Raw genomic sequence first — 21,989 nt, 5'->3', positions numbered from 1 at the left:
TCGCCGTCCTCGGTAGCCTTGTCGGGTGACTGCGACCGCGCTGACCGACCTGTCCGCCGACGACCTCGCCAGCCTGCTCGAGCAGCAGCGTGCGGCGTACGCCGAGCTGAAGGCCACGGGCCTGAAGCTCGACCTGACGCGCGGCAAGCCGTCCGCCCAGCAGCTGGACCTCGCCGACGACCTGCTGCGGCTCCCGACGAGCACGAAGGACTCGAAGGGCGTCGACGTCCGCAACTACGGCGGCCTCGAGGGCCTCGCCGACCTGCGCGAGATGTTCGCCGACCTGCTCTGGGTCGAGCCGGACCAGGTGATCGCCGGCGGCAACTCCAGCCTGACGATGATGCGCGACACCCTCGTCTACCTGCTGCTCTTCGGCGGCGTGGACTCCGAGCGGCCGTGGAGCCAGGAGGAGAAGGTGCGCTTCGTGTGCCCGGTGCCGGGCTACGACCGCCACTTCACCCTGCTCGAGAGCCTCGGCATCGAGATGGTGACCGTGCCGATGCACGACGACGGCCCCGACGTCGACGCCGTCGCCGCGCTCGTCGCCGACGACCCGAGCATCAAGGGCATCTGGATCGTGCCGACCTACGCCAACCCGTCGGGGTCGATCGTCAGCCAGGACAAGGCCGCCCGGCTGGCCGCGATGCCGACCGCTGCGCCCGACTTCAAGATCTTCTGGGACAACGCCTACGCGCTCCACCACCTCACCGAGGAGGAGGCCAAGAGCGCCGACATCCTCACCCTCGCCTCGGCGGCCGACCACCCGCACCGCCCCATCATGTTCGCGTCCACCTCGAAGATCACCTACGCCGGCGCGGGTGTCGCCTTCCTGGCGGCGTCGACGGCCAACGTCGCGTGGTACCTCGGGCACCTCGGCGACGGCTCGATCGGTCCCGACAAGGTCAACCACCTGCGCCACGTGGAGTTCTTCGGCTCGCCGCAGGGCGTGCGCGACCACATGGTCAAGCACCGCGAGATCATCGCGCCCAAGTTCGCCGAGGTCGACCGGGTCCTCACCGAGCGGCTCGGGGGCCGCGGGGTCGCGACGTGGAACACCCCGGCCGGCGGCTACTTCGTCAACCTCGACGTCGTGCCCGGCACGGCGTCGCGCGTCGTGGCGCTCGCCAAGGAGGCGGGCATCGCCCTGACTCCCGCCGGTTCGTCGTTCCCCTACAAGCAGGACCCGGACGACACCAACATCCGACTCGCACCGACCATGCCGCCGCTGGCGGAGGTCACCGCGGCGATGGAGGCCGTCGCGACCTGCGTGCTGCTGGCCGCGGCGGAGAAGGCGTCCGCCTGAGTCAGGCGGCCACCCGCTCGGCACCGAGACCACCGCGGACCAGGTCGGCGTAGCGGCCGCCGAGAAGCAGCAGCTCCTCGTGGGTGCCGAGCTCGACCACGCGTCCGCGGTGCAGCACGGCGATCTGGTCTGCGTTGCGGACCGTGGAGAGCCGGTGCGCGATGGTGATCGTGGTGCGGCCGCGGCTGACGTCGTCGAGGGTGGCGAGGAGGGCCCGCTCGGTCTCGTTGTCGAGGGCGCTGGTGGCCTCGTCGAGCACGAGCACGGCAGGGTCGCGCAGGAGGGTCCGGGCGATCGCGAGCCGCTGCTGCTCGCCCCCGGAGAAGCGGTGCCCGCGGGAGCCGACGACGGTGTCGTAGCCCTCGGGGAGCGAGCTGATCAGCCCGTGGATGCGCGCCTGGCGGCAGGCGTCCTCGATCTCGGCGTCGGTGGCGTCCGGGCGGGCGTGCCGCAGGTTGTCGCGCACGCTGGCGTGCATCAGGTAGGTCTCCTGCGTGACCACGCCGACCAGGTCGGCCAGGTCGGACAGAGGGAGCTCGCGTACGTCGGTGCCGTCGATGCTCACCCCGCCGGCGGTCACGTCGTGCAGCCGGGGGACGAGCGAGGCGAGCGTCGACTTGCCGCTGCCGGTCTCGCCGACCAGGGCGAGCGTGCTGCCGGCAGGGACATGGAGGTCGATGCCGGTGAGCACCGGCCGGTCGGGGTCGTAGGCGAAGCCGACGCCCGAGAACCGCACCTCACCCTTCGCGTCGGCACGCGTCAGCCGCGCCGGCTGGACGGGCTCGGCGATCTCCACCGGGAGGTCGGCGTACTCGAAGATGCGGCTGAAGAGCGCGAGCGACGCAGTGATGTCGACGCCCACGTTGAGCAGCCCCATCAGCGGCCGGAAGAGCGTGCCCTGCAGGGCGATGAAGGCCACCAGGGTGCCGATGGTCATCTTGCCGGACGTCGCGGGGAAGCCCGCTGCGAGGTAGATCGCAGCCGGCACGGCGGCGAAGACGATGTTCATCGTGGCCATCCGCCAGCGACCGGCGAGCCGCGAGCGGATCTCCAGGCCGACGAGGTCGGAGGAGGTCTCGTCGAACCTCTCGGTCAGGCGCGGTGAGGCGCCGAGGGTCTTGGTGAGCAGGACGCCGCTCACGGACAGGCCCTCCTCGATCTGCACGTGCAGGTCGGCGAGGCGACGCTGTCGCTCGGCGGTCACACGGTGACGCATGCGCGCCACCTGGCGGGTCAGCAGGACCGCCGGCGGGAGCACGACGAGGGACAGCAGCGCGAGGCGCCAGCTGAGCGCGGCCATGGCGACGGCGGTGCCGATGACGACGGTGAGGTTGGCGGCGATCGACGTGGCGGTCTGGGTCACGACGCCCTGCATGCTGCCGATGTCGTTGACCAGGCGCGACTGCACCTCGCCGCCACGGGTGCGGGTGAAGAACCCCAGCGACTGGCGCTGCAGGTGGGCGAAGAGGTCGCTGCGCAGGCGGTGCATGACGCGCTGGCCCACGGCGGTCGACAGCCAGGTCTGCACCACGCCGATGACGGCGGTGACCACGGCGACGCCGAGCATCGCGGCGACGCACAGCACGAGGAGGCGTACGTCCTGGCGCGGCAGAGCGACGTCGATGACGTGACGGACGAGGAACGGCTGCGCCAGCGAGACGGCCGAGCTCAGCACGATGAGAGCGACGACGACGCCGAGCGCAGACCGGTGGGGCGCGAAGAGCCCGGTGATGCGTCGGAGGGAGACGGGGTAGTCCGACAGCTGCCGCAGGTCTGCGGGGTCGGGGCGGCCGCCGGAGCGGCGGGAGGGAGAGCGGTCATCCATGCGACCAGCTCCTCTCTGGAGATCGGGTATGTGATGAGGTAACCTCACTATGAGGTAGCAACCTGACTCAGAGCGGAGATATTCCCGTGGGCCGACCCCCGCACGAGGACCACGCCCGCCAGCCGGACACCGGCGACCTGGTGATGGCGCTGGCCCGCCGGGTGCGCCGCGCCTACGCCGAGGCGCTCTCCGAGTGGCACGTCACGCCGTCGCAGTCCCGCGCCCTGCGTGTGCTCGCCGCCCGTCCCGACGGCCTGCGACCCTCGCTGCTGGCCGACGAGCTGCGGATCGCGCCGCGCTCGGCCACCGAGGTCGCGGACGCGCTGGAGGCTCGCGGATGGGTGCACCGGGCCGCTGACCCGACCGACCGGCGAGCGACCGTGCTGACGCTCACCCCCGAGGGACGAGAGCTCGTCGGCAGGATCGAGGACGTGCGCCGGCGGGCCTCCGAGCAGGTCCTGGACGTGCTGCCGGCGGCGCAGCGTCGTACGCTCCACGAGATCTTGACCGTCGTCGTGGGGGAGGACCAGTGACCGTTCGCGTCGGACTGACCGGGGGGATCGCCTCGGGCAAGAGCACCGTGTCCGCCCTCCTCGCCGGGCTGGGCGCGGTCGTGATCGATGCCGACCTGATCGCCCGCGAGGTCGTGGCCCGCGGCACCCCGGGGCTCGCCGCGGTGGTGGCCGAGTTCGGTCCGGGGCTGCTGACCGCTGAGGGTGACCTCGACCGGCCGGCCATGGGCGCCCTGGTCTTCGCCGACCCGGACGCACGCAAGCGCCTGGAGGCGATCATCCACCCGCTCGTCCACGAGCGGAGCGCGCAGCTCGAGGCCGAGGCCCCCGCGGACGCTGTGGTGGTGCACGACATCCCGCTGCTGGCCGAGGTCGGACGAGCGGGGTCGTTCGACGCGGTCGTGGTCGTCGACGCCCCCACGGAGGTCCAGGTCGCGCGGATGGTCGAGGATCGCGGCTGGTCCCACGAGGAGGCACGGTCGCGAATCGCTGCGCAGGCCGAGCGCGCGGACCGGCTGGCGATCGCGACGTACGTCGTCGACAACACCGGCACGCTGGCCGAGCTGCGCGCGCAGGTCGAGCAGGTCTACGCGGAGCTCGCCGGCCGGGCCTGAGGTTTGCCGGTTGCTCGGGTCCGGCGGGTAGCCTCCGGGCGTGCTCCCGATCCGACCCCGCCTGGCCGTGATCGCCGCCTCCGTCCTCGTGGTCTGCGGCTGTGCCTCGACCGGATCGGTGCCCGACGACGCTGCCCCGGCGACCTCGTCAGCCTCCTCGGCGCCCTCGCCGAACCCGTCCTCGCCCGCTGCGACCGAGACGCCGGTCGACCCGGACACCCCGACCGCCTGGGGCCCGACGCTCGGTGAGCTCGAGGAGGCGCGCGAGCTGGTCAGCACGTGGTCGCCCGAGCAGCTCGCCGGCGGCGTCATCGTCGGCCGCTTCCACGGCACCGATCCCGAGGAGCCGGCCCGCATGCTCCGCGACCTGCACCTGGCGGGGGTGTCGGTGACGGGCGACAACGTGGTCGACGAGCCGCAGGTGCGCGCCATGACGACGGCCCTGGCCCGCGCCGCGAAGGACGACGGCCGCGCGTTCCCGCCGGTGATCGGCGTCGACCAGGAGGGCGGCTACGTCTCCCACCTGCGCGGCATCGCGACCGACTTCCCGCACTTCCAGTCGGCCGGGCTCGCCATCGAGTCCGACGCCCGGCTCGGCCGGCGGGTCACGCGTGAGGCGGCGCTGACCACCGGGCTCGAGCTGCGCGGCCTGGGCTTCACGTGGGTCTTCGCACCCGTCGCCGACGTCACCATCGGCGCCGCCGACCCGACCATCGGACCTCGCTCGCCATCCGAGGACCCGGGCGTCGCTGCCCAGGCGATCGGAGCGGCCGTCAAGGGCTACGACGACGCCGGGATCGTCTCGACGGTCAAGCACTTCCCCGGGCACGGGACCGCGACCAACGACAGCCACGACACCCTGCCGGTGGTCGACTCGACCCTGGCCGAGATCGAGGCCCACGACCTGCCGCCGTTCGAGTCCGCGATCGACCACGGTGCGCCGGCGGTGATGCTCAGCCACCTCGACCTGACCGCGATCGCTCCGGACGTGCCGGCGAGCATGGCGCCCGAGGTCTACGACCTGCTGCGCGACGACCTCGGCTTCGAGGGAGTCACGATCACCGACTCCCTCGGCATGGGTGCCGTCGGAGGTCGACCCACCCCGGCCCTGCAAGCCCTCGAGGCGGGTGCCGACCTGCTGCTGATGCCGGTGGACACCACGGCCACGCACCAGATCGTGGTGGATGCCATCAACGCCGGCGAGGTCTCACGTGAGCGGGTCGAGGAGGCGGCCGCGCGGGTGGTCGCCGTCCAGCTGTGGCAGGCCCGGATCGCAGCACAGCGGCCCGTGCCCGTCGACGTCGTCGAGCAGGCACGGGCCGCGAGTGCGGACCTGGAGTCCGCGGCGTACTGAGTTACTCGCGCAGTCCTCAGGCCGCGAGGTCGGGGTCGCCGGCGCGGCGCAGCTTCTGGAGCGCCTCCCGCTCGAGCTGGCGCACCCGCTCGGCGGAGATGCCGTGCCGGGCGCCGATGTCGGCGAGCTTGTGCTGGCGGCCGTCGGCCAGGCCGTAGCGGGCCCGGACGATGTCGGCGGAACGGTCGTCGAGGATGCCGACGAGGTCCTCCAGGCGCTGGCGCGCCTCGGCGTCGAGCACGTTGAGGTCCGGTCCCGGGGCGGTCTCCTGGGCCATCAGGTCACCCAGCGAGGTGTCGCCGTCCTCGTCGACCGGGGTGTCCAGCGACACGTGGTCGCGGCCCCAGCTCATCAGGTCGAGCACACGGTCGACCTCCATGCCGAGCTCGGTGGCGATCTCCTGCGGCTCCGGGTCACGACCGAGCTGGCGCTCCAGGGTGCGGCGGGCGCTCCCGACCTGGTTGAGCTCCTCGACCACGTGGACGGGGAGGCGTACGACGCGCGCCTGCTGCGCGATGCCGCGGGTGATCGCCTGGCGCACCCACCACGTGGCGTACGTCGAGAACTTGTAGCCCTTGGTGTAGTCGAACTTCTCGACCGCGCGGATCAGGCCGGTGTTGCCCTCCTGGATCAGGTCGAGCATAGGCATCTGCGAGCGGCCGTACTTGCGGGCGATGGAGACCACGAGGCGGAGGTTGGCCTCGATGAAGCGGTCGACGGCGAGGCGGCCCTGCTCGGCGAGCCACTCGAGCTCCTCCTCGTTGGCCGTCATCGGGGCGCCGCCCTTGCGGCGACCGACCCGGCCGCTGTCGAGGAGGTGCTGTGCCAGCAACCCGGCCTCGATGGCCTTGGACAGCTCGACCTCGGTCTCGGCGTCGAGGAGCGGGGTGCGGGCGATCTCGTCGAGGTAGAGCCCGACGCTGTCGCGGCCCTCGATCTCACGAGTCGTGGTGGTGCGCTTGGCCTGTGCAGTGCTCATCTCGTCCTCCAGCTCCTCGTGCGACCAACCCCTGTGCCGCACATCTGTTCCAACGCCTGTATCCGTAGCGGGATTCCCGAACGGATTTCTTCGGTGCCTTCATCTGCCTTGACGAGCAGGCGGTCCCGGTAGTTGCACGATCTACGAACTCTCAGGGACTTCTCAGGGGTTCCCCGTGGCACCGGGAACATGCGCGGAGGGTCGTCCCGGCGAAGCGCGCGCCTGTGGAGGGAGGGGCGCCTGCCTGTGGAGCAGGGAGGAAGTTCTGTGGGGAACCCTGTGGGACCACAGGTTTGTCGTCGGGACCCCTTGCGGCGGGTGGTCCGGCGGGCATAGAACTCTCCCTACCGAAGCCGCTCCGGCGGAGTCGGGGATCGGATCGGAAGAACAGCCACACCCGGCGAGCTTGCTCGCCGCGCAGGCCCGGTGACGGGGACTGTGGAGGCTGGGGCATCGGTGCGATGGACCGGACGTCACCACCCCGGTCGCAACCGAGGGGCTCCTGATGCTCATACCATCGGGAGCCCCTCGACCTGTTCCACCACCGAGGCTGCCTGAGCCGGTCGGGGGATCGCAAGCCCGCAGCGGTGAACATCGCACGACGTGCGGGGTGCGTGCATGCGGGGTGCGTGCGTGCGGGCCGCGTGCGTCCGTCGCGGTCAGGACTCGACGGGTGGTTCGAGGCGGTGCAGGGCCGGGTCGTCGGCCTTGAAGCTGCGTACGGGCCCGGGTGGGGTCGCGGCCGTCTCGAAGCGCACCGTGACCACGCCGGAGCCCGAGCCCCAGACCCAGCCCTGCCCCATGTCGTCGTGCACCACGTCCGCGCCCGGAGGCCAGCTGCGGCGGGGTGGCTCCGGCAGGACCACCTCGATCTCCTCCTCGTCGGCGGTCTCGCCGAACAGGTCCTCCTGCACCCAGTCGGCCAGGCCGGAGACGCCGACGCCCAGCAGCCGCACCCCACCCGTCGTGTCGAGGTCGCCCAGCAGCGAACGCGCCACCCGACCGATGGTGGCGCCGTCGTCGGTGGGGCTGCTGAGGGTGCTCGACCGGCTCAGCGTCGTGAAGTCGTGCAGCCGCACCTTGATCGAGACGGTGCGACCCGAGAAGCCGTTCTTGCGCATCCGGGTGCCGACGTCCTTGGCCTGCCGGGTCAGCAGCCCCTCCATGAGCTTGCGGTCGTTGAGGTCGTTGTCGTAGGTGCCCTCGACGCTGATCGACTTGGTCTCCCGCTCCGCGAGGACCGGGCGCGAGTCCTGTGCCCTGGCGAGCTGCCAGAGCCCGTGCCCGTGGGCCTGGCCCACGATGCGGACGAGCTCGTCCTCGCTGACCAGCTCGAGCTCGGCGATCGTGTGGATACCCGCGCGCCGCAGCCGCTCCGCCGTCACGGGGCCGACGCCGGGGATGACCGTGACCTTCATCGGTCGCAGCAGGTCGAGCTCGGCACCCGGCGGCACGACGGTCATCCCGTCGGGCTTGTCGAGCTCGCTGGCGACCTTGGCGAGGAACTTCGATGACGCGATGCCGACCGTCGCGGTCAGTCCACCGGTGACCTCCTGCACGCGCCGGCGCAGCCGCTCGCCGGCCTCGGTGACGGTGGCGACCTCGAGGTCGGGGAGGTCGGCGGCGGAGAGGTCGACGAAGGCCTCGTCGAGCGACAGCGGCTCCACCAGCGGGGACAGGTCGCGCAGGACCTCCATGACCCGGGTGCTCGTCTCGCGGTAGGCGTGGAAGCGCCCGCTGAGGAAGGCGGCGTTCGGGCACCGCGCCCGCGCCTCCCGTCCCGACATGGCCGATCCCACGCCGAAGACGCGGGCCTCGTACGACGCCGTGGCCACCACGCCGCGTCCGCCGGTGCCGCCGACGATGACCGGCTTGCCGCGCAGGGACGGCTTGTCGCGCTGCTCCACGGCGGCGAAGAAGGCGTCCAGGTCCAGGTGGAGGATCGACGCGGTGGAGCGCATCAGCGCATTGTCGCAGCCCACGAAGCATCCACAGCCACGCCCCGCAGGCTGTCGTCCACAGGGGGTGAGCCGGCGGGGCGTGGAGCGTCGGTGCCCGCGGGAACCGTCCCCTCATGGACCCCACAGACCGCACCCCAGCCCCCGGCCGGCCCCCGACCGACCTCCCAACCACCCGGATGCGGGCGCGCACGCCCGATGACATCGCTGCGTTCGTCCCGCTCGCCCTCGGGTTCGTCCCGGAGAGGTCGGTGGTCATGGTGAGCATCGGGGCGGGTGGTGGCATGCACGCCCGCGTCGACCTGCCCCACGACGTCGACGACGTCGACGACGTGGTCGAGGCCCTGCTCCGGCCGGCCCGCCGCAACGGCGTCGAGGAGGTGATCGTGGTCGTCTACGACGACGACACGACCGTGGCGGACGAGGCTGCCTGGTCGCTCCACGAGGAGTTCACCGCAGCCGGCATCACGGTGCGCGAGGTGATCCGCGTCCACGACCACCACTGGTTCGCTGTCCTGCCCGGCGCCCCGCTCGCTGCCTACCGGGGCATCCGGTTCGCCCTCGACGAGCACCGCTTCACCGCCCAGGGTGTCTTCGACGGCCGGGTGACCCACGCCAGCCGGGAGGCGTTGCGCGCCACCATCGCGCCCGACGCGGCGTCTGTGGGTCGAGTCAGTGCCGAGCTGGACTCCGCGGCCTTCCTCCCCGCCGGCGCCGTCGTGGCGCTCGTCCGGCGGCACGTCGAGCACGGGACCACGTTCTCGGATGCAGAGCTCGCGTCGGTGGCGGTCTCCGTCGTCGCAGGAGACCGGCGCGACGAGGCGTGGGTGTGGCTCACCCGCCCCGACGCGCGCAGGGCCGTCGACCTCTGGTCCGACGCCGTACGCCGCCTCCCGGTCCCGCACGTCGCCGCCCCCGCTGCGGTGCTGGCCTTCGCCGCCTGGCTGGTGGGCGACGGTGCTCTCGCGTGGTGCGCCGTCGACCGGTGCCACGAGGTCGACCGCGCCCATACGCTGGCCACGCTCGTCGTGCAGCTGCTCGAGTCGGCGACCTCGCCCGACTCGTGGGAGTCGCTGCGGCCCGCGCTGGGAGGGACCGCCGACCCCGCCGCATGAGTCCACGGACTGACCAGCCCTTCGGGATGGTTCCCGCGGTGTCGCCGCGTGGCTAGGGTGCCGTCATGGGTGAAGAGGTCGACCAGCAGGAGTTCAGCCGGGCCGACCGGACGCGGCACCGCGAGAAGGTGCGCCGCAACCTCGACGTGTTCGCCCGGATGCTCCGCGAGGCGCGCTTCGACACCGACGACCCCATGACCGGGCTCGAGATGGAGCTCAACCTCATCGACGACGCGGGCGACCCGGCCCTCAAGAACGCCGAGGTCCTCGAGGCCATCGCCGACCCTGACTTCCAGACCGAGCTCGGGCAGTTCAACATCGAGATCAACCTCGCGCCCGCGAAGCTGCGCGAGGGCGGCCTGTCGACCTTCGAGAACAGCCTGCGGCGCTCGCTCAACGACGCCGAGGAGAAGGCCGCCAAGGTCGGGGCCCACCAGGTGATGATCGGCATCCTGCCGACGCTCGCCGAGGGCCACATGACCCTCGACTCCCTGAGCTCCAACCCGCGCTACAAGCTGCTGTCCGAGCAGATCCTCGCCGCCCGCGGCGAGGACATCACGATCAGCATCTCGGGTCGCGAGCGGCTGACCACGACCGCGGACTCCATCGTCCCCGAGGCGGCGTGCACCAGCACCCAGTTCCACGTGCAGACCTCGCCGGACCAGTTCGGCGCCTACTGGAACGCCGCCCAGGCGATCGCCGGCATCCAGGTCGCGGTGTCGGCGAACTCGCCGTTCCTGCTGGGCAAGGAGCTCTGGCGCGAGACCCGCATCCCGCTCTTCGAGCAGGCGACCGACACCCGCAGCGAGGAGCTGAAGGCGCAGGGCGTCCGGCCCCGGGTGTGGTTCGGCGAGCGCTGGATCACGTCCGTCTTCGACCTCTTCGAGGAGAACGTCCGCTACTTCCCGGCCCTCCTGCCGGTCACCGACGAGGAGGACCCGCTCGAGGTGCTGGAGTCCGGTGGCACCCCGCTGCTGCACGAGCTCCGGCTCCACAACGGCACGATCTACCGCTGGAACCGACCCGTCTACGACGTCGCGGACGGCGTACCCCACCTCCGCGTCGAGAACCGGCTGCTCGCTGCCGGGCCCACGGTGGCCGACACGATCGCCAACGCGGCACTCTGGTTCGGCCTCGTGCGCTACCTCGCCGAGAGCGAGCGACCGCTGTGGTCGCAGATGTCCTTCTCGGCCGCCGAGGAGAACTTCCACGTCGCTGCCCAGATGGGCGTCGAGGCACAGGTCTACTGGCCCGGCGTCGGGCAGGTCCGCGCCACGGAGCTGGTGCTGCGACGCCTGCTGCCGATGGCCAAGGCGGGTCTCGACTCGTGGGGCGTGCCGTCCGAGGAGAGCGACCGCTACCTCGGCATCATCGAGCAGCGCTGCCTGCAGGAGACGAGCGGTGCCGCGTGGTTCGTCGAGCGGGTCCGCGAGCGCGGGGGAGAGGACCGCTTCGACGCGTTGCGGGCCACCCTGCTCGACTACCGCGACCGGATGCACAGCAACGAGCCCGTCCACCTCTGGGACTGAGCTCCGGCTGCGGCGCCTCTTCTGAGGGTGGCGGCGCGCGACATCTGGTTCGGTGGCGGGGTTGTCGTACGCCGCCAGGGTGGCGGCAGGTTGCGGTTGTTCGGCTGCGCGGAGTGCGATGTGCCGCCACCTCGCCAAGCCGCTGCGTGAGGGTGGCGGCGCGCGACACCTGGTTCGGTGGCGGGGTTGTCGTACGCCGCCATGGTGGCGGCAGGTTGCGGCTGATGGGCTGTCCGGAGTGCGATGTGCCGCCACCTCCACGCGCGGTGTCGCCAAGGTCGCGGCTCAGCTCCGCCGCCGCAGCCGCCGCCACTCACGGCGTACGTCGCTCACCGGGTCGAACCAACCGCGACGCGTCACCACGACCAGCCGGGCGGGCGAGCCGAGGCTCGCGCCCGCCCACGCGGTCGGGCCGAGCCACCGCAGGTCGTCGTCGTGCGGGGTCGGCTCACCCGCACGCGTGAGCCACAGGTAGGGGCGTGGCGTCAGGGCCGCCGCGTGGCGCAGGAGGGCCAGGGCGACGTCGGCGCGCAGGCCGGCGTCCAACAGAGGCGGGTCCTCGACGTGGGTGACGCTCCTTCCCGGCTCGCCGGCATGCAGGGCGGTGGGGAAGCGGCGCCGGGTCTCGCCCTCGACCAGCTGCAGTGTCGCGGCGCGCAGCACGCGGTGCGTGTGCCGGTCGATGGGTGCCTGCAGCCCCGGATGAAGTGCCACCGACCCACCCTGCCCCACCCGAAGGGGTCCGACGCGCCTCTCCACAGGCTGCCCAAGACCGCACGTTTCCGTTACGGTGCCAACAGGCCTGCGGCGTGTCGCCGGGGCCCCGAGAGGAGACACCATGGGCACCGTTGTCGTCGGGTACGTCCCCAAGCCGGAGGGCGAAGCCGCCCTCGCCGCTGGCATCAACGAGGCGAAGCTGCGAGGCAGCAAGCTGGTCGTGGTGAACTCCCACCGCGGGGGCCATGAGTTCGACGGCCCGGCGGCACGCGCCGCGGAGGGCGACCTGGCGGGCATCAAGGCGACCCTCGACGAGGCCGGTGTCGAGCACGACATCCGCCAGCTGGTGCGCGGCTTCGAGCCGGCCGAGGACCTGATCAGCATCGCCGAGGCCAACAACGCCGAGCTGCTGGTCATCGGCCTGCGCCGTCGCTCGCCCGTCGGCAAGCTCATCCTCGGCAGCAACGCCCAGCGCGTGCTGCTCGACGCCCCGTGCCCCGTCCTGGCGGTCAAGGCGCAGTAGGGCTCGGCCGGTGCCGGGTCGTGGGCGATGATGGGCCCATGGGTTTCCAGATCACCGGCGACGCGGCCGCCGACAAGGTCCTCGACGACTCCTCCTTCGCCCTGCTGGCGGGGATGATGCTCGATCAGCAGTACCCCATGGAGCACGCCTTCCGCGGCCCGGCCAAGGTGCTGGACCGCTTCGGCACGTTCGCCCCGGACGCCATCGCGGCAGCCGACCCCGAGGAGTTCGCGGCGATGGCCTCGACGACACCGGCCATCCACCGTTTCCCGGGATCGATGGCGGCCAGGCTCCAGGAGCTGGCCCGCATCGTCGAGGAGACCTACGGCGGGGACGCGTCGCGCCTCTGGACCGAGGCGTCCGACGGCAAGGACCTGCTCAAGCGCGTCATGTCGCTGCCCGGCTTCGGCAAGCAGAAGGCCCAGATCTTCGTGGCGCTGCTCGCCAAGCAGCTCGGCGTACGCCCTGCGGGATGGGAGTCCGTGGTCGGTGACTACGCCCTCGACGGCCACCGCTCGGTCGCCGACGTCGTCGACGCCGACTCGCTGCAGAAGGTGCGCGACTTCAAGAAGGCCAAGAAGGCCGCCGCGAAGTCGTCCGACTGACCTCAGCCCTGCCGGTGTCGGCACATGGGGAGGGTCGTGGCAGAATGACCAGTGCGGCTCTTGACGTCACCGGGCCTCGCCGCGCCCCGAAGTCGTTCGACGAGAGGTGTTCGTGTCCTCACACGCACGCAAGTTGCTCCCTGCAGAGGTGCTCACGCACCCCTCCATCACCGCCTTGGTCGCCAGTGGCACCCCCACCGGCACCGTGTCCCCAGTGGACGTGCGACGCGCCAGTGATGAGGCCGGGGTCGAGCCCAAGCACCTGAAGGCACTCCTGGTGCACCTCAGCGGCCTCGGCATCTCTGTCCAGATCGACGCCAGCAGCCTGCGGGCGGTCGCCGCCACCAGCAAGCGCGCCGCGACGTCCTCGGCTGCCAAGAAGGCGCCGGCGAAGAAGGCCACCGCCGCGACCTCCGAGGCTCCGGCCAAGAAGGTCGCCGCGAAGAAGGCGACGGCGAGCCCGGACGCCACGGCCGCCGCGCCCGCCAGGAAGGCGGCCGCGAAGAAGGCTCCGGCCAAGAAGGCCGCTGCCGGCTCCGCCGACGCGGTCGTCGACCTCGGTGCCGTCGCCACTGCGGCGGTCGGTCCGGACGGCAAGAAGCTGCTCCCGGACATCCCGGACGAGGTCTTCGAGAAGGACGTGGCCAAGGACCCGACAATCAAGGAGGACGAGAAGCAGGCCTTCACCGTCTCCGCGGCCGACGAGACCGACGAGCCCGAGCAGCAGGTCATGGTGGCCGGTGCCACCGCCGACCCGGTCAAGGACTACCTCAAGCAGATCGGCAAGGTCCCGCTCCTCAACGCCGAGATGGAGGTCGAGCTGGCCAAGCGCATCGAGGCCGGTCTCTTCTCCGAGGAGAAGCTCGCCAAGGGCGGGCGGATCAGCCCCAAGATGCTCGAGGAGTACGAGTGGATCTCGGAGGACGGTCGTCGCGCCAAGAACCACCTCCTCGAGGCCAACCTGCGACTCGTCGTGTCGCTCGCCAAGCGGTACACCGGCCGCGGCATGCTCTTCCTGGACCTGATCCAGGAGGGCAACCTCGGTCTGATCCGCGCGGTCGAGAAGTTCGACTACACCAAGGGCTACAAGTTCTCGACGTACGCCACGTGGTGGATCCGGCAGGCGATCACCCGAGCCATGGCCGACCAGGCGCGCACCATCCGCATCCCGGTCCACATGGTCGAGGTCATCAACAAGCTCGCGCGCGTCCAGCGCCAGATGCTCCAGGACCTGGGCCGCGAGCCCACCCCGGAGGAGCTGGCCAAGGAGCTCGACATGACCCCGGAGAAGGTCATCGAGGTCCAGAAGTACGGCCGCGAGCCCATCTCGCTGCACACGCCGCTCGGCGAGGACGGCGACTCCGAGTTCGGTGACCTGATCGAGGACTCCGAGGCGATCGTCCCGGCCGACGCGGTCTCGTTCACGCTGCTCCAGGAGCAGCTGCACGCGGTGCTCGACACGCTCTCCGAGCGCGAGGCGGGCGTGGTCTCCATGCGGTTCGGCCTGACCGACGGCCAGCCCAAGACGCTGGACGAGATCGGCAAGGTCTACGGCGTGACCCGCGAGCGGATCCGTCAGATCGAGTCGAAGACGATGTCCAAGCTGCGCCACCCGAGTCGCTCGCAGGTCCTGCGCGACTACCTGGACTGATCCGGACCTCGACGGACATGCACCGTCTTGCGAGCAGCGTCGCCCTCACGGCGGCGCTGTTCGCCGTTGGGGGGTGCTCGAGCTCCGAGGGCGGGCCGCGACCCGATCCTGGGCCGGCCCCGTCCAGCAGTCCGTCCTCCTCCGCCGAGGAGACCACGACCGAGCCACCCGCACCGGTCGAGCCCGACACCGCTCCCGGGCCGGTCGAGGCCGACGACCTCAGGCGGGCGACCGCCCTGCGGGCGGTGCGCCACCTCGCCGGCGAGATCGGTCCGCGCGAAGCCACCGGAGCGGCGTACGCCCGCGCAGCGGACTGGGTAGCCGGCCGGCTCGAAGGCATGGGCTACGACATCGCGCGGCAGCGCTTCGACGTACCTGCGGGGGAGTCGTGGACCGTGGCGGTCCCGGCCGGGCAGTCGGTCAACGTCGTGGCCACACCGGCCGGGTTCGACCAGGGTGAGCCACACCTCGTGGTCGGCGCCCACCTCGACACGGTGCCGCAGGCGCCCGGCGCGGAGGACAACGCCTCCGGGGTCGGGGTGATGCTCGCGGTCGCCGAGGCCGCCGCGGCAGGCACCACCCGGCTGCCGGTCGTGTTCGTCGCCTTCGGCGCCGAGGAACCGCGGGGCGCGGGCGACGACCGCCACCACTACGGCTCCCGGGAGTACGTCGCCCTGATGGCGCCGCGGGAGCGTGACGCGCTCCGCGCGATGGTCTCGCTCGATCGCGTCGGGGTGGGCACGACGGTGCCGGTCGGCTCCGCGGGCACGACGGACCCCGTGCAACGGGCACTGCTGGCCGCCGCCGGCCGCGCCGGGATCCCGACCGTCGCCGATCCCGAGCAGCGCAGCAGCGACCACTGGTCGTTCGTCCGTGACGGGTTGCCCGCGGCGCGGCTGGGCTCGACGTCGTACGTCGGCTACCACTCCGCCGGCGACGTGGTGTCGGTCGTGTCGCCGGCCCAGCTCGAGCGCGTCGGGCGGATCGTCCTGACGTGGCTGGCGCCGCGCGGAGCCGTCAGCGGGTGAGACCCGCGCAGGCGCGGAGCGCCTCGCGGTCGGCGGCGAAGCGCGCGGCCGCCTCGCCGCGGACCCGCGTGGCCAGCCCGTCGGCTCCGATCGCCGCCGGCCACCAGGCGGAGCGCACCACGCGCGCCCGACCGGTCGGCACGCGCGGCGGCTCGACGGTGAGGGTCAGGACGCCGGTGGGGCCCGGGGAGTACCAGGCGAAGTTGCCGAGGCCGTACGCCACGTAGCCGCGTCCCAGCCGCCCGTCCCCCTGGAGCTCGTGGGCGTGGGTGCCGACCACGACGTCCGCGCCGGCGGCGACCAGCCGGCCGGCGAGGGAGCGTTGGTCGGTGCTCGGACAGCGTTCGCCCTGTACTCCCCAGTGGAGGTAGGCGACGACCACGTCGGCGGCTCGGTCCGCGTCCTGCACCGCCGCCAGCAGGTGGGCGGGGTCGAGCGCGTCCGCGGTGCCGCCGAGGTCCGCGGTGGCCGCCCACTGGCCGGTGCGGTCGGCCGTCGGGTCCCGGTCGGCGACGGTGGCCGCCACGGTCGCGACCAGGGTGCCGTCGACATCGGTGACGGCAGGGCGGAAGGCCTCGTCGAGGTCCCGGCCGAGGCCGATGACCGCGAGCGGCGGGTCCGCCTCGGCAGCCGACCGCGCAGCCCGCAGCGTGCTGGGCAGACGGGCGCGCCCGTGGTCGAGCGCGTGGTTGTTGGCCATGCTCGCGACGTCGATCCCGGCCGCCGCCAGGGCGGCGAACGCGGCGGGCCCGGCGGAGAAGGTGAAGCGCTTGCCGGGCTCGGGCCTGCCTCCGGACCCCACGGAGGTCTCGAGGTTGACGATCGCGACGTCCGCGGCCTCGAGGGCGACGGCAGCGGGAGCCAGGGCCGTGGCCGGGTCGCGCAGCCGGTCGGCGAGCGCGCCCTCGAAGTGGATGTCCCCGGCCAGCGCGATCGTGACCGATGAGGGCCGAGGAGCGGGCGGGGCCGACGTGGGGGTCGCAGTGTCGGGAGGCCTCGTGGACGAGGTCACGGGGGACGCGGGCAGGTCCTCGCCGGTGCTGCACCCCGCAGCCAGCAGCGCGAGGACGGCCGCCGCCGCACGCGCACGGCGTACGTGCTGCGACCGCGACCCCGACATGCGGTCATCGTGCCACCCGCGCGGGGCAGACCCCCCGAAGTGGGTGGACGCGCGGGGGGTGGGTGCTGCGACACTCGAGGCATGAGAACCCGGATCGCCCTGACCGCCGGCGTCGCAGTTGCGCTCGCCGGACTCGCCGCGTCCCCCGCGCACGCGGAGTTCTACAGCATCGACGACCCCGCTGACGCCACTGGCTCGCTGACCGACATCTTCGGGCTCCAGGCCAACCACGGCGCGGAGAACGTCCTGGTCAAGGTGCGGTTCAACGAGCTGGTGCGCTCCAGCGCGGCCGGGGTGTCGGTCTTCTTCGACACCGACCGGGAGGCGAAGGGGCCGGAGTACGTCCTCAGCAGCGGTCTCGGGGACGGCACCGACTACGTCCTGATGGCGGCAGACGCGTGGCGGGGGAGCGAGGACCGGATCTCGTGCGACTACGCGGCGCGGCCCAAGTGGGGCAACGACGTGTTCCGCGCCGTGCTGAGCCGGGACTGCTTCGACGGCGCCACGACGGTGCGGGTCTCGGTCAAGATGGTGGACCAGGCCGACGGCTCGCAACCGGTGGTCGACTGGGTGCCGAAGCGCCACCGCTGGAGCCTGCCGATCGCCTCCGGACTGGGCGCCTGAGGCAACCTCCCTCGCGTGGTCAGGCCGACGCGACGAGCCCGACGGCGACGCCGCACAGCAGCAGTCCCAGGCCCTGGGACCCGTGGATGCGCTCACGCAGCACGAACGCCGCGAGCCCGATCGTGATCGCCGGGTAGAGCGACGTCACGACCGACGCGACGGTCAGCAGCCCGGTCTGCGTCGCCAGCAGGAACGCCACCGCGGCCACCGTCGCCAGGATCCCCGCGGCAGCACCCCAGGCCTGGGACCGGTCATGGGGGATCCACCGCCCGCCCAGCGCCGCCGCAGTGAGGGCCACCGCGACCACGGCCACACCCTGCGCGATGGCCAGGGGCGCGAACCCGGCCTCCTCCGGCACCTGTCCCATGGCAGCGAAGAGCAGGCCGAACCCGAGGCCGGCGAGCACACCGTCGAGGATCCCGGCGGCCAGGTCGCCGGACCCGCCGGGCTCCCTGCTGACCAGCCAGATGCCGGGCACCGCCGCGGCGATCCCGAGCCACACCAGCAGTGCCGGGCGCTCGCCCGTCGCCACCCCCACGACCACCGGGAGCAGAGCGGCACCGACGGCCGAGATCGGTGCGACGACACCCATCCGACCCGCCGCCAGTCCGCGGTAGAGGAAGGCGCCGCCGGCACCGCTGCCGATCCCTGCGAGTGCGCCCCAGGCGAGGTCGCCTCGGGTCGGCGACCCGTCGGTCACCAGCGCGAGGACCACGGCCCCCGCGAACGCCGCGAGCGTGCCGACGAACGCGACCGGCCAGGCCGACGTACGCCGCGACGCGAGGCCGCCGATGAAGTCCGAGAGGCCGTATGCGAGGGCGGCCACCAGGGAGAGCAGGACCGCCATCAGGTGATCGCCACGCCGACGGCCCAGGTCGCGGCCGCGAGGAAGGCGGCGACGAGCTCGATGAGGATCGAGACGCCGACGGCCTTCAGCGCGTGGACGGTGGACGGCCAGGCCTCGGCGCCACCGACCCGCGCACGCTCGGCGACATAGACGCCCAGGACGAAGCCGATGAACATCCCGATGACCGGGACGACGAAGAACCCGACGAACGCCAGGAGGGCTCCGAGGAGCAGGGTGCGGTTGGGGACGCCGGAGGCCTTGAGCCGGCGGCCGGGGACGAGGTACTTCACGACCGATCCGGCGACCAGAAGCGTCGCACCCAGGGCGAAGACCAGCCACGCGGTCGAGGTGCCGATCTCCAGGGCCCACACGAGGATGGCCCCGAGGACGAGGATGGTGCCGGGCAGGACGGGGACGATGATCCCCGCGATGCCGACGGCGATCACGACGGCGACGACGAACTCGAGGGCGCTCACGCGGTCAGCCTCCCAGAGGACGGTTCCGAGACGCAGCACGGCCCCGGACACGTCGTCCGGGGCCGCACTGGAAGTGGGTGGGTGGTGCTCAGGCCTCGCTGTCGGCAGCCGGGGCGCCCGGCGTCTCCAGCTTGTGGGTCTCGTCGTGGACGGCAGCGGCGACCTCGCGCAGCTTGTCGCCGTGCTCACGAGCGTGGTGGGCGCAGAAGAGCAGCTCGCCACCCGTCTGGAGCTCCACACGGAGGTAGGCCTGTGCGCCGCAGCGGTCGCAGCGGTCCATGGCCGTGAGTACGGCCTGGGTGGGTGCGGTGGCAGTGGTCACGTCAGCCTCATTTCTGTTCATTCGGTGTTCTGTCCCCAACGTAGCCAGTGGGGCAAAGATTCCCGCCGGTGCCGCTCGGTGTGGACCTGGGGTCCAGTCAATCACTGAAATGTTTCGCGGAACTGCGTTACTCCCAACCCATGGGACGCGTGATGTGTTCGTTGCGTCCCCGCTTCGCGGATTGCGTGATGCGAATGTGATCACGCTAGACCCGTCCGACCGGTCCACACGGCAGGCGTGCCTGCGCCGTCGTACGGCGTGTCGCGGGTAGGTTTGGCTCTCGTGGCAGCACCGGCAGACAACACCTACAACGCAGCGCACCTCCTGGTCCTCGAAGGCCTCGACGCCGTGCGCAAGCGCCCCGGCATGTACATCGGCTCGACCGACACCCGCGGGCTGATGCACTGCCTCTGGGAGATCATCGACAACGGCGTGGACGAGGCGCTGGCCGGCGTGGCCCATCGCGTCGAGGTCACGCTGCACGAGGACGGCTCCGTCGAGGTGTACGACGACGGGCGAGGCATCCCGACCGACAAGGAGCCCAAGACCGGTCTGTCGGGCGTCGAGGTCGTGGCCACCAAGCTGCACGCCGGTGGCAAGTTCGGCGGCGGCTCCTACGTCGCGACCGGTGGACTGCACGGTGTCGGCCTGTCGGTGGTCAACGCGCTCTCGTCGCGGATGGACATCGACGTCGACCGCTCGCCGAGCCAGCAGGGCCTGTCGTTCAAGCGCGGGACACCCGGCGTCTTCGACGGCGACGGTCCGGACGCTCCGTTCACGCCGACGTCGGGGCTGACCCGCAAGGGGAAGCGTGTCGCCAAGGGCAGGACCGGCACCCGGATCCGCTTCTGGCCGGACACGCAGGTGTTCACCAAGGACGCCCGCTTCGAGATGGAGGGCCTGCTCGGTCGCGCCCGCCAGACGTCGTACATCGTGCCGGGGCTCGAGCTCGTCATCCGCGACCAGCGCACCTCGGAGATGGTCGAGGAGAAGTTCCGCCACGACGGCGGCATCGCGGAGTTCGTGGAGTACCTCTCCCACGGCGAGCCGGTCACCGACATCCTGCGCCTGCAGGGAATGGACACCTTCACCGAGACCGTGCCGCTGCTCGACGACCAGGGCCACATGACCCCGCAGGAGGTCGAGCGCGAGCTGACCGTCGACGTCGCGGTGCGCTGGGACACCGCCTACGACACGGAGCTGCGGTCCTTCGTCAACGTGATCGCCACGCCCAAGGGCGGCACCCACGTCAGCGGCTTCGAGAGCGCGCTGACCAAGACCTTCAACGACGCGATGCGCAACGCCAAGGTGCTCAAGGCCGCCGACACCGACGTCATCAAGGACGACGTGATGGAGGGCCTGACCGCCGTCGTCACCGTCCGGCTCGCGGAGCCGCAGTTCGAGGGCCAGACCAAGGAGATCCTCGGCACCCCGGCCGCGCGCGGTGTCGTACGCAAGGTGGTGGCCGGCGAGCTCAAGGCGTTCCTCACCTCGACCAAGCGGGTCGAGAAGGCCCAGGCCAAGCTCGTCATGGAGAAGGTCGCCGGAGCGTCCAAGACCCGCCTCGCCGCCCGCCAGCACAAGGAGAACCAGCGCCGCAAGAACGCCCTCGAGTCCTCGGCGCTGCCGGCCAAGCTCTTCGACTGCCGCAGCAGCGACACCGAGCGCACCGAGCTCTTCATCGTCGAGGGCGACTCCGCGATGGGCACCGCCAAGGCGGCCCGCAGCAGCGAGTTCCAGGCGCTGCTGCCGATCCGCGGCAAGATCCTCAACGTCCAGAAGGCGTCGGTCGGCGACATGCTCAAGAACACCGAGTGCGCCTCGATCATCCAGGTCGTCGGCGCCGGCTCGGGGCGTACGTTCGACCTCGAGGCGGCGCGTTACGGCCGGATCATCCTGATGGCCGACGCCGACTCCGACGGCTCCCACATCCGGTGCCTGCTCGCGACGCTGTTCTTCAAGTACATGCCCGAGCTCGTGGCCGACGGGCGGCTCTTCTCCGCCGTGCCGCCGCTGCACCGCATCGAGCTGTCCAACCCCAAGAAGGGGATGGACAAGTACATCTACACCTACTCCGACGACGAACTGCAGCGCCGCCTCGCCGAGCTCAAGAGGAAGAACGTCCGCTGGAAGGATCCGGTCCAGCGCTACAAGGGCCTCGGCGAGATGGACGCCGACCAGCTGGCCGAGACCACGATGGACCCGCGCCACCGCACGTTGCGCAAGCTGACCATCGACGACGTCGACGAGGCCACGCGGGTCTTCGAGCTGCTGATGGGTTCGGACGTCGCGCCGCGCAAGGAGTTCATCGTGCAGGGCGCCTACGAGGTCGACGTGGAGACCCTCGACGCGTGATGGCCGACGTGGAGGTCGTTCACGGCGCTCCGGACGGAGCCGTCAGTGACGAGATCTGGCCTCTCTACCGCAGCATCTTCAGCGACTTCGAGGACGTGCGAGCGTGGAGGGACGGGGTCTGGGACCGGCACTCAGCGCGCCCCGGCTTTCGTCTGGCGCTGGCACGCGAGGGTGAGACCCTCGTCGGATTCGCCTACGGCTACACCGGTGGGGCGGGTCAGTGGTGGACCGACCGCGCTGCGACCGTGCTCCATCCGGTCGTCGCCTCGGACTGGCTCGGCGGTCACTTCGAGCTGGTGAGCATCGGCGCTGCCGGCGCCGCTCGCGGAGCCGGCGTCGGACGACAGCTCATCACTGCGCTCACGGCCGGTCTTCCGCAGTCCCGCTGGGTCCTGATGACCTCGGCCGACCCGGATGACCCCGCCCGTCGTCTCTACCGCTCGACCGGATGGGCCGTCATCGGTCCGGGATTCTCCGACGACCAGGTCATCATGGGGCGAGCCCTGCCCCTCTGACGCGCCGCTGGAGTGGT

At 71.8% G+C, this 21,989-nt stretch carries 21 protein-coding genes; 13 read left to right on the top strand and 8 right to left on the bottom strand.

The features are described 5' to 3' along the window. Window positions 1-25 precede the first annotated feature (25 nt). The gene (locus BM127_RS19045) at window positions 26-1,303 is read left to right on the top strand and encodes an aspartate aminotransferase type Ic (RefSeq protein ID WP_091201208.1); all 1,278 of its coding nucleotides are present in this window, start codon (window positions 26-28) and stop codon (window positions 1,301-1,303) included. Between the two features lies 1 nt (window position 1,304). Here the strand turns inward: BM127_RS19045 and BM127_RS19040 are convergent, their stop codons facing one another. After that, a complete protein-coding gene (locus BM127_RS19040) occupies window positions 1,305-3,128 on the bottom strand; it encodes an ABC transporter ATP-binding protein (RefSeq protein WP_091201206.1) in 1,824 nt (607 codons plus the stop codon). Between the two features lie 86 nt (window positions 3,129-3,214). On the opposite strand from BM127_RS19040, the gene BM127_RS19035 reads away from it, so the two are divergent. From BM127_RS19035 to BM127_RS19025, 3 genes are read left to right on the top strand one after another with little or no spacing between them, the layout of a single operon-like run. Next, window positions 3,215-3,661, top strand: coding sequence for a MarR family winged helix-turn-helix transcriptional regulator (locus BM127_RS19035; RefSeq protein WP_198554335.1), 447 nt, complete (start codon window positions 3,215-3,217; stop codon window positions 3,659-3,661). Beyond that, on the top strand, window positions 3,658-4,254 hold the full coding sequence (coaE, locus tag BM127_RS19030) for a dephospho-CoA kinase (RefSeq protein ID WP_091201205.1): 597 nt from the start codon (window positions 3,658-3,660) through the stop codon (window positions 4,252-4,254). The genes BM127_RS19035 and coaE overlap by 4 nt, the downstream gene beginning before the upstream one ends. Window positions 4,255-4,294: 40 nt before the next feature. Beyond that, complete coding sequence (locus tag BM127_RS19025) at window positions 4,295-5,608, top strand: glycoside hydrolase family 3 N-terminal domain-containing protein (protein ID WP_091201202.1); 1,314 nt, start codon at window positions 4,295-4,297, stop codon at window positions 5,606-5,608. Between the two features lie 16 nt (window positions 5,609-5,624). Here BM127_RS19025 and BM127_RS19020 read toward each other — a convergent pair whose 3' ends face one another. Both BM127_RS19020 and BM127_RS19015 read right to left on the bottom strand, forming a co-directional pair. Continuing rightward, the gene (locus BM127_RS19020; RefSeq protein ID WP_091201241.1) at window positions 5,625-6,587 is read right to left on the bottom strand and encodes a sigma-70 family RNA polymerase sigma factor; all 963 of its coding nucleotides are present in this window, start codon (window positions 6,585-6,587) and stop codon (window positions 5,625-5,627) included. Between the two features lie 659 nt (window positions 6,588-7,246). Then, window positions 7,247-8,548 carry a DNA polymerase IV gene (locus tag BM127_RS19015; RefSeq protein ID WP_091201239.1) on the bottom strand — a complete coding sequence of 434 codons (1,302 nt, stop codon included), beginning with the start codon at window positions 8,546-8,548 and terminating at the stop codon, window positions 7,247-7,249. Between the two features lie 113 nt (window positions 8,549-8,661). Between BM127_RS19015 and BM127_RS19010 the strand changes: the two genes are divergently transcribed. Next, a complete protein-coding gene (locus BM127_RS19010) occupies window positions 8,662-9,660 on the top strand; it encodes a DUF4192 domain-containing protein (protein WP_091201201.1) in 999 nt (332 codons plus the stop codon). A 65-nt stretch (window positions 9,661-9,725) separates the two neighbouring features. Continuing rightward, window positions 9,726-11,189, top strand: a complete 1,464-nt coding sequence (locus BM127_RS19005; protein ID WP_091201199.1) for a glutamate-cysteine ligase family protein — start codon at window positions 9,726-9,728, stop codon at window positions 11,187-11,189. A 285-nt stretch (window positions 11,190-11,474) separates the two neighbouring features. Here the strand turns inward: BM127_RS19005 and BM127_RS19000 are convergent, their stop codons facing one another. Beyond that, on the bottom strand, window positions 11,475-11,903 hold the full coding sequence (locus BM127_RS19000) for a hypothetical protein (RefSeq protein WP_139227804.1): 429 nt from the start codon (window positions 11,901-11,903) through the stop codon (window positions 11,475-11,477). 124 nt (window positions 11,904-12,027) lie between these two features. On the opposite strand from BM127_RS19000, the gene BM127_RS18995 reads away from it, so the two are divergent. The 4 genes from BM127_RS18995 to BM127_RS18980 all read left to right on the top strand — a co-directional run bounded on the left by BM127_RS18995 (window position 12,028) and on the right by BM127_RS18980 (window position 15,713). Beyond that, window positions 12,028-12,429, top strand: coding sequence for a universal stress protein (locus tag BM127_RS18995; protein ID WP_091201195.1), 402 nt, complete (start codon window positions 12,028-12,030; stop codon window positions 12,427-12,429). Window positions 12,430-12,467: 38 nt separating this feature from the next. Continuing rightward, window positions 12,468-13,034: an HhH-GPD-type base excision DNA repair protein gene (locus BM127_RS18990; RefSeq protein ID WP_091201194.1), complete on the top strand. Its 567-nt coding sequence runs from the start codon at window positions 12,468-12,470 to the stop codon at window positions 13,032-13,034. A gap of 106 nt (window positions 13,035-13,140) precedes the next feature. Beyond that, on the top strand, window positions 13,141-14,685 hold the full coding sequence (locus BM127_RS18985; RefSeq protein ID WP_091201192.1) for an RNA polymerase sigma factor: 1,545 nt from the start codon (window positions 13,141-13,143) through the stop codon (window positions 14,683-14,685). Window positions 14,686-14,702: 17 nt separating this feature from the next. Further along, the gene (locus tag BM127_RS18980; RefSeq protein WP_091201191.1) at window positions 14,703-15,713 is read left to right on the top strand and encodes a M28 family metallopeptidase; all 1,011 of its coding nucleotides are present in this window, start codon (window positions 14,703-14,705) and stop codon (window positions 15,711-15,713) included. On the opposite strand, the gene BM127_RS18975 is transcribed toward BM127_RS18980, so the two are convergent. Beyond that, entirely contained in the window at window positions 15,703-16,833 is a 1,131-nt protein-coding gene (locus BM127_RS18975; RefSeq protein WP_091201189.1) for a CapA family protein, read from the bottom strand. The two genes, BM127_RS18980 and BM127_RS18975, sit on opposite strands and share 11 nt — an antisense overlap. A gap of 81 nt (window positions 16,834-16,914) precedes the next feature. Here BM127_RS18975 and BM127_RS18970 point away from each other — a divergent pair, with 81 nt between their 5' ends. Then, on the top strand, window positions 16,915-17,457 hold the full coding sequence (locus BM127_RS18970; RefSeq protein ID WP_091201187.1) for a hypothetical protein: 543 nt from the start codon (window positions 16,915-16,917) through the stop codon (window positions 17,455-17,457). A gap of 19 nt (window positions 17,458-17,476) precedes the next feature. On the opposite strand, the gene BM127_RS18965 is transcribed toward BM127_RS18970, so the two are convergent. The 3 genes from BM127_RS18965 to BM127_RS18955 form a co-directional block, all read right to left on the bottom strand. Further along, a complete protein-coding gene (locus tag BM127_RS18965) occupies window positions 17,477-18,304 on the bottom strand; it encodes a DMT family transporter (RefSeq protein WP_091201185.1) in 828 nt (275 codons plus the stop codon). Continuing rightward, complete coding sequence (locus tag BM127_RS18960; RefSeq protein WP_091201237.1) at window positions 18,304-18,780, bottom strand: DUF456 domain-containing protein; 477 nt, start codon at window positions 18,778-18,780, stop codon at window positions 18,304-18,306. The genes BM127_RS18965 and BM127_RS18960 overlap by 1 nt, the downstream gene beginning before the upstream one ends. An 88-nt stretch (window positions 18,781-18,868) precedes the next feature. After that, window positions 18,869-19,123, bottom strand: a complete 255-nt coding sequence (locus BM127_RS18955) for a DUF7455 domain-containing protein (protein WP_198554336.1) — start codon at window positions 19,121-19,123, stop codon at window positions 18,869-18,871. 261 nt (window positions 19,124-19,384) lie between these two features. Here BM127_RS18955 and BM127_RS18950 point away from each other — a divergent pair, with 261 nt between their 5' ends. Both BM127_RS18950 and BM127_RS18945 read left to right on the top strand, forming a co-directional pair. After that, on the top strand, window positions 19,385-21,457 hold the full coding sequence (locus tag BM127_RS18950; protein ID WP_231263256.1) for a DNA gyrase/topoisomerase IV subunit B: 2,073 nt from the start codon (window positions 19,385-19,387) through the stop codon (window positions 21,455-21,457). Beyond that, window positions 21,457-21,972 carry a GNAT family N-acetyltransferase gene (locus BM127_RS18945; RefSeq protein WP_091201179.1) on the top strand — a complete coding sequence of 172 codons (516 nt, stop codon included), beginning with the start codon at window positions 21,457-21,459 and terminating at the stop codon, window positions 21,970-21,972. The genes BM127_RS18950 and BM127_RS18945 overlap by 1 nt, the downstream gene beginning before the upstream one ends. The last annotated feature ends 17 nt before the right edge of the window (window positions 21,973-21,989 follow it).

Source organism: Nocardioides alpinus (assembly GCF_900112035.1).
Classification (GTDB): domain Bacteria; phylum Actinomycetota; class Actinomycetes; order Propionibacteriales; family Nocardioidaceae; genus Nocardioides; species Nocardioides alpinus.
The sequence above is the reverse complement of the archived record's forward strand: the minus strand, read 5'-3'. Positions and strand labels throughout refer to the sequence as shown.